Raw genomic sequence first — 10,847 nt, 5'->3', positions numbered from 1 at the left:
TCATTCAGTTTTAACCTCCCCCTGCCTCGTTCCTCGGCTTCCCCCTCCGGCTCTCGGTCGTTCCTCCCTGCGAAGGGGGACAAAATAGGAATCTGACTTTACCATCTTGATCTCTTGTACCCCCTTCGCAGAGCCGGAGGGGGTCGGCGAAGCCGGGGGGAGGCAAAAACTGAATAGCCGTGGGTAGTTGGTAAACCGGCAGGAAAAGCAGAAGATAAAGCGGAAAGGCAGAGCATGGACAAGACAAACAGCAAGCTTAGCCAGAAGCCCTGGGTAACGATGCTCGCCATAGCGGCGTGTGTCGTGATTTATCTGGGGCTTCTCCTGAAAAATGACTACGGGAACGAGGCGACCCTGGCGCTGTTCGGCTCAAAATCACCGGATGCTATCTGGCGCGGGAGCTACGGAGCACTCATCACCTCCGCATTTGTGCATTTTGAAATCTGGCATATCGCCTTTAATATCAACTGCCTGTGGGTTCTGGGACGGCTCCTGGAAAAAGAGATAGGCTCGCTTGCCTACCTGGGCTTTTTTCTTGTCGCGGCCTTTGTCAGCTCCACGTTCCAGCTTGCCCTCACGGATACCACCGGGATCGGTGCCTCGGGCGTGGGCTATGCTGTCTTTGGGTTTATGCTGGTGACACGCAATAAGTACCGTGCGTTTGCCCGGATTCTCGACGAGCGGACCATCAAGCTCTACCTGGTATGGCTCATTGCCTGTGTCTTTGCCACTGCCTTTAAGATCTGGAATGTTGGCAATGAAGCCCATGTCGCGGGCCTCTTGTTCGGAATGGCCGTGGCCGGTGCGTTGAACCTTCGCTACCGCCTGTATCTCACTCTCCCCGCGCTTGTCGCCCTGGTCGCTGCCGCCGCCACACTGCTCTTCTGGTGCCCCTGGTCCGTGGCGTGGCTCAGTACCAAGGCCTACGATGCCCACGCCGCAGGTCGCTACCAAGAGGCACTCACGTTCTACTCTCGTATCGTTGAGCGCGACCCACAAAGCGCGTGGGCCTACTTGAACCGCAGCTACGCCTACGCCACGCTGGGCAAGACAATACAGGCCCAAGCGGACTTCCAGAAAGCCTCACAGCTCGACCCGGACTATGTCAAAAAAAGCGCACCAGGCATAAAATAAAAGAGGCGGCGCGTTTCCAGCGCTCCGTAGATTGCCTCGTGGACTCAGTGGTCTGCATAGCGTGCTTCCACAGCAGCGGCTTCGGCGGCGGCGGCAGCGGCGCGGATCACGACATCACGCTGGCCCTCGCCTTCGTAGGGCATGAGCCTCGCCAGGCGCTCCAGCTCGGCGCGGAGCGTGTCGTAGATCGCCTCGGCAGCGGGCTTTGTCTCGCGGCGCACTGTCAGAAAGAGCCAGCCGCCATAGAGCTGCGCCGTCACAAAGAACTCAATCGCTTCGTCGCGCCCCTGCTCCAGCGTGATACGCGCCTCGGCATCTTCGGGCTCCAGCGGATCCCCGAGCTCCTCGTCGCGCTGAATCAGCCCACTCTCCATCCCAAGCTGCCCCAACGTGCGCCCGCCCTCAGTGGAGTACCAGATGCTCTCAATACTATCGTCGTCGTCGTTCATTGACCGTTAGTCTACCACTCACGCTGTTTTCAAGAAAATCTCGGTGAGCTGCGCGACAATCCTCTGGTTCGTGGCGGCGTCCTTAACGGCGATCCGAACGGCGTGCGTCCCAAACCGAGTGGTGGTCGGTGCCAGATCACGCAGGAAGAGGCCACGGGCGGCGGCGGCAGCGCAGAGCTGTGCTGCACGGGGGCCTGATGCGGGCAGATAGAGCAGGAGCCAGTTAGCGACACTTTCCTCAACCGCGCAGCCCGAAAGAGCCTGTCGAAGCTGTGCGGCGAGCACGGCGCGGAGCGTGTGGGTCTGGGCCCAGCATTTTGTGTAGTAGTCGGTCGCGGCCAGAGCATGCACGCCAGCCACTTGGGCGGGTAGGCTCACGGCCCAGGGCGGTGTCCGGAGGCGCAGCACCGCAATCTCGGCTTCGGGGCCAGCGAGATAAGCGGCACGCGCCCCCGAGAGCGCATAGACTTTCGAGAGAGACTTGCAGACATAGAGCCCGGAGTGCGCCCCCACCAGAGGCTCCAAGGAATGCTCCCCCCCGACATAGTCCACATAGGCTTCGTCTATCCACAGCCGGGTCTTGGGGTGCGCCGCTTGGGCAATCCTCACCAGCTCCGCACGTGGCGTCAGCGTTCCCGTGGGGTTGCTCGGGTGGATCAAAATGCAGAGATCATAGCGTCCCGATGCCACTTTCTGCGCCAGCAAATCGCTATCAAGCTGCCAGTGGTTCTCACGAGAGAGAGGCAGGCGCTCAACCGTGCAGCCGACCACGTGTGCTAGAACATGGGCATACTCACCGTAGGCGGGATCGGGTAGGAGCACCTGAGAGTGCGGCGTGAGCCAGTGCGTAAACGCGCGAAAGATCAGGTCCGACGATCCCGCGCCGACCACCAGATTCGTTTCAGGAACTCCCCGCGCCGCCGAGATCGCCGCAAACAGCCCCTCGCACTGTGTCGGTGGCGAGGTTTTCAGCAGCCAGGGAAGGTGCTCCCTCAGCGCAGCAAGCGCCTCGGGTGCAGGGTCGAACCAGGCATCCAGAACATCCGCGTTGATCACGTCCTGGCGGCGCTCCAGACACGTAAAATCCGCACCAATCGCCTCGAAGAATGCCCCGCCGTGGTAGCAAGGCGCGGGTGCAGGAGCAGGAGCACTCGCGGGCCAGGCGGCATAGGGAAGCGCCCAGTCACACCCGCGCAGGAGCCGTGTCAAGAGGGGCTGAATCGTCTCGGCACGGGCATTTAGCTCCGCAAGTGTCGCGCTCATGAGCTCGTAGGTAACCGCGCCGGAGTGTGCTTTTAGCCCATGAAAACAAAGCCCCGCTGCCTCGTAGAAGGGCTTGAGCGCATCGCGCCCAATCCCTGCAATTCGGGTTCCGCCCGCCGCCTCGACATGCCGTAGAGCCGCCAGCATCAATAGCATCGCCAAGCTCCCCCCTCGTTTCTGAGGCAGCACCGTCAGCAATCGCACCTCCCAGAGCTGATTGTCTACCGGGAACGGCAGCACCGCACGGTCGAAGTACTTATCTAGGGAGTAGCGCTCCGCTGTGGGCGGTGTCAGGCTGACAAATCCCTGGAGCGCCTCATAGGCATCCGTGGCGACCAGATAGACATTGTGACTATCCAGCGCATCGGTCAAGCGCTCATCCGTGTGCGGAGCGTGCTGCCCGAGCTCCAGAGCATAGATCTCGTGGCGGAGTCGGTAGATCTCCTCACGCTGGGTCGGGGTTGCTAGAGAGAGTCGCATTCGTAGCCTCGTTCTGGAAAATTTCGGGGAAGCGGTTCGGGTTCAGAAAGACTTTCTGGAGCTTTTTCATCATCTGCGCCCCATGAGCACCGTCGGCGTAGCGGTGGTCGAACGTGAAGCTAATATTCACACACTCCGCCACCACCACCGCACCGTCCCGCACAATCGGCAGAGGTCGAGGCCGACCAATCCCGATAATCAGCGGGCAGCGGCAGTACGGCGAGAGCGGCACGAGGCCCGTCTCCAGCCCGAGCGGGCCAAAATTCGAGATCATCACCGAGCCAAAGCGATCATCGGGGAGGCCAAAAGCCCGCAGCGAGGTATTGAGCGTAAAGTGAAAAAAGTGCTGGAAGCGCATGACGATGCGCAAGACCCAGGCGGGTAGCTTCTGGGTCAGCTCCGCAACCCGCGCCATCTCCGCATCGGTGCCGTCTTTGAGCTTCTCCGCCTCGATCTTGCTCTCATGGGCGAGCGTGTTCAGGTCTTTCTGGGGGACATTGCGCAGCACGAACCCGGACAGATCGTAGCCCGTCTCGCCTTTGAGCAGCGTGGTGATAAACACATCGGTCTGCCCGCGCCGGTAGAGATTTCCACCCCGGATCACGTGGTTGAGCGCGGGGTGCTCCTCTAAGCAATGCGCGACAATCTTGGCGATATAGTGGGTCAGACTGGGCCGTGGGGTGGGCAGGGTTTTGAGAAACGCATCGGCAGCTTCTACGGGCAGATCGAGCCAGGAGTAGGTGCTAGGATCGCGCGGGTGGTTCCAGCTCGCAATCGAGATCTTCCGGTAAGTCGAGAGGCGCTGCTTCGCGCCCAGAGGGAGATGTTTCATGCTGACTATGGTAACTGATAATCTTGCGCAACGGCGTGGGGCTTTTGGCTCAATTTTGGTATAACAGCACCAGGATGAAAGACCTACTTGCTACCGTCGCTTGTTTTTTTGCTCTTGCTGCCTTCTGGCTGGGGTGCCCACAACCAAGTGCGGCACAATCCCCTGCTGCTCCTCTGAAGATCGCGCCCGTTTTAAGCAAGCCACTGGAGGAAGTCGAGAAGCTTCTAGGCAAGCCGCGCCATATCGGGGAGGAGCAGGAGCGCTACTACAAAGCGGCAGGCTTTGTGCGAGTCGTGGTTCGGCCCATGCCACAGAAGACCCTGGCAAGCATTACGCTCCAGTTCGCTCCTGGCACCATCAAAAACGAGCGAGCCGCTTTGGCAAGAATCGGTATAGTGGATTCGGTGCTCCCTGACCACTGGACAGTGCGCTGGGTCGCTCCTGGTGATTCGAAGAACGATGAACTGATACTCGCTCGAGTACAGGAGGAAGCCACACAGAATGTCAGTGGCACACAGAATATCATCTTGACCCGACACTTCCTGGAGCGCATGCAGGAGCGCGGTGTCTCTGAGGCGCAGGCAAGAGAGCTTCTGGAGAGCGGCAAGCGCTTCTACGACCCAAAAAACGACAGTTATATCCGCTACAAAGACGGAATCTACATTGCGCTAACCAAAGACGGCACCCTCAAGACAGTCATCCGTGGCCCGATCTCCAAGCGCTGGCAACCCCTCTAATGACAACCCTACAGCCCGACTATATCCGTGCTCACACGCACGCCACAAAGCACAGCGCCGAGCTCCTTGCGAGCGAGACCTGCGGCTGCTTCCACTGTCAGAAAACATTCCCTCCCGCGTTCGTGACACACTGGGTTGACAAAGACGACAACCGGATCGGCCAGACGGCGCTCTGCCCCCACTGCGGCATAGATGCGGTCCTAGGCTCCGCCTCCGGCTTTGCGATCACCCCTGTGCTGCTTCAGCGGATGCACCAGCACTGGTTTGTGGAAGAAAAAGAAAAAACCGGGGCCTGAAAGGCCCCGGCAGGGATTCATGAGAAGGCTCACCAGGCTTACTTAAGAGCGTCTTCGAGATCCGCGATCAGATCGTCCACGTGCTCGATGCCAACGGAGATTCGGATGAGATCCTCTGTGAGCGTAAGCCGTCGGCGAACGTCCTCAGGCATGGACAGATGCGTCATAGTCCAGGGTTGCTCGATCAGGCTCTCGACCCCACCGAGCGACTCCGCGAGCACGAAGATCTTGAGATGCGTCAGTAAATGTTTCGCCACCTCACCATCGGTGACACGGAAGCTAAATGTCCCGCCGTAGCCCGACATCTGGCGCTGAGCGAGCTCATGCTGGGGGTGCGACTCTAGCCCGGGGTGTAGCACCTGTGTCACTTTCGGGTGCGCCTCCAGCCAGTGCGCGATTGCCAGCGCGTTGGAGTTGTGGCGCTCCATGCGCACGGGCAGCGTTTTCACGCCACGCATGGTCAGGAAGCAGTCGAACGGTGCCTGCGCGGTGCCCATCGCGTTCTGGAGCATCTTGATCTTCTCGGCTAGCTCCGGGTCGTTGGTGATCGCCGCGCCCGCCACCACATCGGAGTGCCCATTGATGTACTTCGTGGTTGAGTGCATCACGATGTCAATACCCAGCTCTAAAGGCCGCTGATAAAACGGCGAAAGAAACGTATTGTCGCAGAACGTCACAATCCCCTTCGGCTTTGCAATCTGGGCAATCGCCGAGAGATCCAGCAGGTTCATCAGGGGGTTAGTCGGAGTCTCCGTCCAGATGCCTTTTGTGTTGGGCTTGATCGCCGCCCGCAGCGCATCTAAGTCGCGCAGGTTGACAAACTCCACCTCAATACCCTTGGGAGCGAGCACACTCACCAGAAGCCGATACGTCCCGCCGTAGAGATCGTCGTGGATAATCAAATGATCGCCCGCATTAAACATCGAGAGCAGGGTCGCCGAGGCCGCCATTCCAGTCGCGAAGACATAGCCAAACTGCCCGCCCTCTAGTGCTGCCAGGCAGTCCTCAAGCCGCTTACGGGTCGGGTTGCCGCTCCGGGTATAGTCAAACTCACCGGGTTTGTTGTAGTCCTGGAACGCGAACGTCGAGGTCTGGTAGATCGGAGACATCACGGCCCCGTACGCCGGGTCAGGTCCCTGCCCGGCGTGGATGGCAAGGGTTTCAAATTTCATAACGGTCAGTATATCAGCCCTTGCCAGGTAAAATGGCAACACATGGACGAAGAAAGAGAAGAAAGAGCGGCACCTATCGGTGAGCCGGAGCTAACCGAGGACGAGCAAGAACAAGCCCCGGCCACAGGGGCGGAAATGGTCGTGATGGGGCTTGCGACGCTGCTCGATGCCTTCGAGAAAGAGCTAGGTGAGGACGAGTCCACGCAGGCACTCTTTATTACCCCGGGCGGTGAAGTGCTCGATATAGACGGCTTCGGCTCCGCACTTCCCGATTTTATCTACTTCGATGGCCGCGACGACGAGGGCCGCAGGACACGAACCATCGTCCCCAGTGGCGCGGCAGCGCTCACCCTCAAGGCGATCCACGCTCCGGAAAATAGCGAGATCGGGCACCGTGGCCGAGTGGGATTTCGCATCCGGACTGCTCTTCCGGAGAACACGCCCCCCGATGTCTAGCTCCAGCCAACCCCGCCTCCGCGACGCAGGTGGTAAGGCACGTCAAGCCGCCACTCTGTGGTTTTGGCGACGAACTCTGCCAGTTGCGAAAGGCTCTCGGGAACCTTGTTCTCTTCCCAGGTTCCACTGAGCTGATCTGCCAGAAGGATTGCACCACCGTTGCCGCGTACCGCAACCCGGTAGCGCCCTCTCTGCGTGGGTAGTCCCCGTTTTTCCAGGTAGACCCAGCCCTCCGTCACGCGAGTGACACGCCGCCAGCGTCCGAAGACCACACGGCGCTCCAAATAATTTTCTCGGACAAGAAACTCCTGGCGAAATAAGAAGCGGCGACACATCAAGCGAATCGTCCCGTCAGGCAAGCGCGTTTGATCCCATTCCGTCATTTTTGGTAGTCCTCCGACTGAGAGAAATAACGTCGCAATGCCTCAAATGGTTACGGCATGCAACCAACAAAAAGGAAAGGTTGTCTGAGTTGGTGAACCAACTCTAGGGAGAACAAGATGGGACTGTTTGATGCAATTCGTGGTCAGTTTATAGATGTCATCGAGTGGCTCGACGACACGCAAGACACGCTGGCCTTTCGGTTTGAGCGGCAGGGCAATGAGATTAAAAACGGGGCAAAATTAATCGTCCGCCCGGGGCAAACGGCGGTTTTTGTCAATGAGGGGCAGGTCGCCGATGAGTTTGGGGAGGGCACCTACACACTTGTCACCAATAACCTCCCGATTCTCACGACCCTCAAGTCCTGGCCGCATGGGTTCAATTCTCCGTTTAAGGCCGAGGTCTATTTCTTCAACACGCGCCAGTTCACCGGCATGAAGTGGGGGACGCCCCATCCCATCACCCTCCGTGATCCCGAGCTAGGCCCGGTGCGCCTGCGCGCTTTTGGCACCTACTCGATGCGCATCGGCCACGCCGCCACGCTCCTGCGCCAGCTCATCTCCACTAACCCGAGCTTCGAGACCGACGATGCCGCCGACCAGCTCCGTGCGTTCATGACGACGCACTTTGCGGAGTGGATCGGCAAGGGCGAGATCGGCGTGTATGACCTCGCGGCCCACTACACCCAGATCGGGGACGCGATGCGAGTCGCGCTCCAGCCGGACTTTGCGCAGTATGGCCTGGAAGTGATGCACATTCTCATTGAGAGTGTCAGCTTGCCGCCAGAAGTGGAGGCCGCCCTCGACAAGCGCACCCAGATGGGCATCTTAGGCGACATGAACCGCTACACCCAGTTCCAGGCAGCAAACGCCATCGAGGCCAGCGCCAACAACCCCAGCGGTGGCAACCCCGCGCTGGATTTAGCCATGGGAATTGCAATGGGCAACCAGCTCCAAAATAGTATGAATGCCCCCCATCCCCCTCCCCTTCCCCAAGCCGCCTGGTTTGTCGGCGTCGGCGGCAAGCAGGAGGGTCCCTTTGATCTAGCGGCACTCGCACAGAAGAATATCTCCCGCGAGGCGCTGGTCTGGAAGCAGGGGATGGCGGGATGGGAAGCCGCAGGAAGTGTCGAAGAGCTGGCGAGTGTCTTCGCCAATGTCCCGCCCCCGTTGCCGAAATGAGAACGAACCCAGAGCACTCCCCCGGCTCGTTCCTCACCACCCCCTCTCGCTCTTTTTCCGACTTTGTCGGGACGAGAGGGGGTTCACACACCCCGGCTGCGTTCCTCAGGCTCCCCCTTCCTTCCCGCCGACGAAGTCGGAAATACGGGGAAGGAAGGGGGCTGGGGGGATGGATGCCCGAGAGGGGGACGTAATGCGCTATCCTTGCCCTAGCTGCGCTGCGGATCTGGAGTTCGACCCGAAAGTGGGGCGGCTGAAGTGCCCGTACTGCGGCACGGAGGTCTCTGTGCCGACGGAGAACACGGCGCGTGTGATTCGGGAGAATGACTTCCGTGCCTATCTCACCCCCGATGCCATGCGGCTGGCCCGGCTGGCCGAGAACGCCGTTGAAGTGGCGTGCGAGAGCTGCGGCGCCGTCACCGAGTTCACGCCCCCGGAAGTGGCGGGCTTCTGCCCGTTTTGCAGCGCTAAGATTGTCGCACAGCCTGTCGCCGCCGATCCTCTGATTGCGCCCGAGGCGGTGCTGCCCTTTGCCATCCCCCAAAAAGATGCCCAGGCCGCGATCAGAACGTGGCTGGGGTCGCGCTGGTTTGCGCCCAATGCGCTGAAGAACAGGGCGCGTCAAGACGGCATCGTCGGGGTCTATCTCCCCCACTGGACCTACGACTCCCAGACCGTGAGCCGCTACCGGGGGGAGCGCGGGGAGCACTACTGGGAAACCGAACGCTACAGCGAGACGGACAGCAACGGGCGGATTGTCTGGAAAGAGCGCCAGACACAAAAGACCCGCTGGTATCCCGCCTCAGGCACGGTTGCGCGCTTCTTCGATGATGTCGTGGTTCCTGCGACGCACGCCGTCAACGCCGCACGCCTCAAGAGTCTCGAGCCCTGGGATCTACAGTCGCTTGTCCCCTACGAGCCCGCCTATCTCTCGGGCTTTCGGGCACAGCGCTACCAAGTGGATCTAGGCACCGGTTTTGAGACCGCACAACAGATCATGTCGAGTGTGATCCACTCGGATGTGCTCCAGGACATTGGCGGCGACGAGCAGCGGGTGCATAACATCCGTACAGATTACTCCGCCGAGACTTTTAAGCACGTCCTGCTCCCGGTCTGGATCGCGGCCTACCGCTTCAAGGGCAAGGTTTTCCAGGTGCTCATCAATGCCCGCACCGGGGAAGTGCAAGGCGAGCGGCCGTATAGCTTCTGGAAAATAGCCGCGCTGGTGCTGTTTATCCTCGCCGCCATTGCGCTCTTTGCCTGGTGGCAGAACGGCCAGCAGAAGCCGCAGATGTAACCTAAGAAAATGCGTCGTTTCTTTTTAATCGTCCTAGATGGCTGTGGCTGCGGTGCGCTGCCCGATGCAGGGGAATACGGCATCGGGGATCTGGGCTCAAACACACTTGCGAACACGGCAAAAGCCGTCGGAGGGCTGCACTTGCCCACTCTGGAGCGCCTGGGACTGGGGAATTTAACGGAGCTTGCTGGCGTTGCGAGGAATCCCTATGCCCTGAGCCACGGGGGGCGACTGGCGGAAAAGAGCAAGGGGAAAGACACGGTTACCGGCCACTGGGAGATGATGGGCATCGTTACCGATCCCGCCTTCCCCACCTACCCCACGGGCTTCCCGGCAGAGCTCATCGCGGCCTACGAAGCGGCGATTGGCGTCAAGACCCTCGGGCACTTTCCGGCCTCAGGAACGGAGATTCTAAGTCAGCTCGGGGAGGAGCACTTGCGCACGGGCTACCCGATTGTCTACACATCGGCGGACTCGGTCTTTCAAGTGGCGGCCCATGAAAACACCGCCTACTTTGGGCTGGAGCGCCTCTATGAAATCTGCGAGGTGGCGCGAAAAACGCTCACCCTAGGCCGGGTGATCGCGCGGCCCTTTGTGGGAAACTCCGCAGCGAGTTTCCAGCGCACGGAGAACCGTCGGGACTGGCCGCTACCACCGCCCCACAAAACGACGCTCGACACGCTCTCGGAGCAAGGCAAGCGCGTACATTTTATCGGAAAGCCCTGTGAGCTGTTTCCCGAAGCGCCCGGCCAGAGCCGCGAGCTGACCACCAACAACCCGGCCCACTGCGCCGCCCTCACCCAAGCCGTCAAGATTTCGGAAGCCGACTTTATCTTCGCAAACTTAGAGGACTTCGACATGCTCTACGGCCACCGCAACGACCCCGTTGGCTTTGCGCGGCTGCTCGAAGACTTCGACACCTGGCTCGCCGCCGAGTTCCTGCCGCATCTACGCCCCGGCGACCTGGTTGGGATCACAGCGGACCACGGCAACGACCCGACCACGCCCTCCACCGACCACAGCCGCGAGTACGTGCCCCTTCTGCTCTTTGGCCCCAGCATCACCACGCCGAAAAACTTCGGTGATGTCTCAGGCTTTGATTGGTGGAGCAAAACACTCTTAGGCTGGCTGCAAGACACAGCGGTATAATTGGAGCAGAGGTAGCAATA

12 protein-coding genes are annotated in these 10,847 nt (G+C 60.1%); 7 read left to right on the top strand and 5 right to left on the bottom strand.

Features of this window, described 5'->3' with window-relative positions:
• The first annotated feature begins 234 nt into the window (after positions 1-234).
• The gene (locus ACH2ED_RS14175) at positions 235-1,134 is read left to right on the top strand and encodes a rhomboid family intramembrane serine protease (protein WP_395092258.1); all 900 of its coding nucleotides are present in this window, start codon (positions 235-237) and stop codon (positions 1,132-1,134) included.
• Positions 1,135-1,178: 44 nt separating this feature from the next.
• On the opposite strand, the gene ACH2ED_RS14170 is transcribed toward ACH2ED_RS14175, so the two are convergent.
• The 3 genes from ACH2ED_RS14170 to ACH2ED_RS14160 are packed head-to-tail and all read right to left on the bottom strand — an operon-like array spanning position 1,179 to position 4,158.
• Positions 1,179-1,583, bottom strand: a complete 405-nt coding sequence (locus ACH2ED_RS14170; RefSeq protein WP_395092255.1) for a hypothetical protein — start codon at positions 1,581-1,583, stop codon at positions 1,179-1,181.
• 18 nt (positions 1,584-1,601) lie between these two features.
• On the bottom strand, positions 1,602-3,326 hold the full coding sequence (locus tag ACH2ED_RS14165) for an aminotransferase class I/II-fold pyridoxal phosphate-dependent enzyme (RefSeq protein WP_395092252.1): 1,725 nt from the start codon (positions 3,324-3,326) through the stop codon (positions 1,602-1,604).
• The gene (locus ACH2ED_RS14160; RefSeq protein WP_395092249.1) at positions 3,292-4,158 is read right to left on the bottom strand and encodes a 2-oxo acid dehydrogenase subunit E2; all 867 of its coding nucleotides are present in this window, start codon (positions 4,156-4,158) and stop codon (positions 3,292-3,294) included. Before ACH2ED_RS14160 ends, ACH2ED_RS14165 begins: the two co-directional genes overlap by 35 nt.
• 74 nt (positions 4,159-4,232) lie before the next feature.
• Here ACH2ED_RS14160 and ACH2ED_RS14155 point away from each other — a divergent pair, with 74 nt between their 5' ends.
• Positions 4,233-4,895, top strand: a complete 663-nt coding sequence (locus tag ACH2ED_RS14155) for a DUF4258 domain-containing protein (protein ID WP_395092247.1) — start codon at positions 4,233-4,235, stop codon at positions 4,893-4,895.
• A complete protein-coding gene (locus ACH2ED_RS14150) occupies positions 4,895-5,191 on the top strand; it encodes a cytoplasmic protein (RefSeq protein ID WP_395092245.1) in 297 nt (98 codons plus the stop codon). Before ACH2ED_RS14155 ends, ACH2ED_RS14150 begins: the two co-directional genes overlap by 1 nt.
• 38 nt (positions 5,192-5,229) lie before the next feature.
• Here the strand turns inward: ACH2ED_RS14150 and ACH2ED_RS14145 are convergent, their stop codons facing one another.
• The gene (locus ACH2ED_RS14145; RefSeq protein ID WP_395092242.1) at positions 5,230-6,363 is read right to left on the bottom strand and encodes a trans-sulfuration enzyme family protein; all 1,134 of its coding nucleotides are present in this window, start codon (positions 6,361-6,363) and stop codon (positions 5,230-5,232) included.
• A 42-nt stretch (positions 6,364-6,405) separates the two neighbouring features.
• Here ACH2ED_RS14145 and ACH2ED_RS14140 point away from each other — a divergent pair, with 42 nt between their 5' ends.
• Positions 6,406-6,819, top strand: coding sequence for a hypothetical protein (locus ACH2ED_RS14140; protein WP_395092239.1), 414 nt, complete (start codon positions 6,406-6,408; stop codon positions 6,817-6,819).
• Here the strand turns inward: ACH2ED_RS14140 and ACH2ED_RS14135 are convergent.
• On the bottom strand, positions 6,816-7,202 hold the full coding sequence (locus ACH2ED_RS14135) for a hypothetical protein (protein ID WP_395092237.1): 387 nt from the start codon (positions 7,200-7,202) through the stop codon (positions 6,816-6,818). The genes ACH2ED_RS14140 and ACH2ED_RS14135 overlap by 4 nt on opposite strands.
• A 117-nt stretch (positions 7,203-7,319) precedes the next feature.
• Between ACH2ED_RS14135 and ACH2ED_RS14130 the strand changes: the two genes are divergently transcribed.
• From ACH2ED_RS14130 to ACH2ED_RS14120, 3 genes are all read left to right on the top strand, one after another.
• A complete protein-coding gene (locus ACH2ED_RS14130; RefSeq protein ID WP_395092234.1) occupies positions 7,320-8,381 on the top strand; it encodes an SPFH domain-containing protein in 1,062 nt (353 codons plus the stop codon).
• Between the two features lie 193 nt (positions 8,382-8,574).
• Entirely contained in the window at positions 8,575-9,678 is a 1,104-nt protein-coding gene (locus ACH2ED_RS14125) for a hypothetical protein (RefSeq protein WP_395092231.1), read from the top strand.
• Positions 9,679-9,687: 9 nt separating this feature from the next.
• Complete coding sequence (locus tag ACH2ED_RS14120) at positions 9,688-10,827, top strand: phosphopentomutase (RefSeq protein WP_395092228.1); 1,140 nt, start codon at positions 9,688-9,690, stop codon at positions 10,825-10,827.
• Positions 10,828-10,847: the final 20 nt, after the last annotated feature.

The sequence above is a fragment of the Armatimonas sp. genome (assembly GCF_043757465.1).
Taxonomy (GTDB): Bacteria; Armatimonadota; Armatimonadia; order Armatimonadales; family Armatimonadaceae; genus Armatimonas.
The sequence above is the reverse complement of the archived record's forward strand: the minus strand, read 5'-3'. Positions and strand labels throughout refer to the sequence as shown.

Coding starts and splice junctions, on each gene's coding strand:
- ACH2ED_RS14175 (WP_395092258.1), top strand. CDS start 235: ATGGACAAGACAAACAGCAAGCTTAGCCAGAAGCCCTGGGTAACGATG.
- ACH2ED_RS14170 (WP_395092255.1), bottom strand. CDS start 1,583: ATGAACGACGACGACGATAGTATTGAGAGCATCTGGTACTCCACTGAG.
- ACH2ED_RS14165 (WP_395092252.1), bottom strand. CDS start 3,326: ATGCGACTCTCTCTAGCAACCCCGACCCAGCGTGAGGAGATCTACCGA.
- ACH2ED_RS14160 (WP_395092249.1), bottom strand. CDS start 4,158: ATGAAACATCTCCCTCTGGGCGCGAAGCAGCGCCTCTCGACTTACCGG.
- ACH2ED_RS14155 (WP_395092247.1), top strand. CDS start 4,233: ATGAAAGACCTACTTGCTACCGTCGCTTGTTTTTTTGCTCTTGCTGCC.
- ACH2ED_RS14150 (WP_395092245.1), top strand. CDS start 4,895: ATGACAACCCTACAGCCCGACTATATCCGTGCTCACACGCACGCCACA.
- ACH2ED_RS14145 (WP_395092242.1), bottom strand. CDS start 6,363: ATGAAATTTGAAACCCTTGCCATCCACGCCGGGCAGGGACCTGACCCG.
- ACH2ED_RS14140 (WP_395092239.1), top strand. CDS start 6,406: ATGGACGAAGAAAGAGAAGAAAGAGCGGCACCTATCGGTGAGCCGGAG.
- ACH2ED_RS14135 (WP_395092237.1), bottom strand. CDS start 7,202: ATGACGGAATGGGATCAAACGCGCTTGCCTGACGGGACGATTCGCTTG.
- ACH2ED_RS14130 (WP_395092234.1), top strand. CDS start 7,320: ATGGGACTGTTTGATGCAATTCGTGGTCAGTTTATAGATGTCATCGAG.
- ACH2ED_RS14125 (WP_395092231.1), top strand. CDS start 8,575: ATGCGCTATCCTTGCCCTAGCTGCGCTGCGGATCTGGAGTTCGACCCG.
- ACH2ED_RS14120 (WP_395092228.1), top strand. CDS start 9,688: ATGCGTCGTTTCTTTTTAATCGTCCTAGATGGCTGTGGCTGCGGTGCG.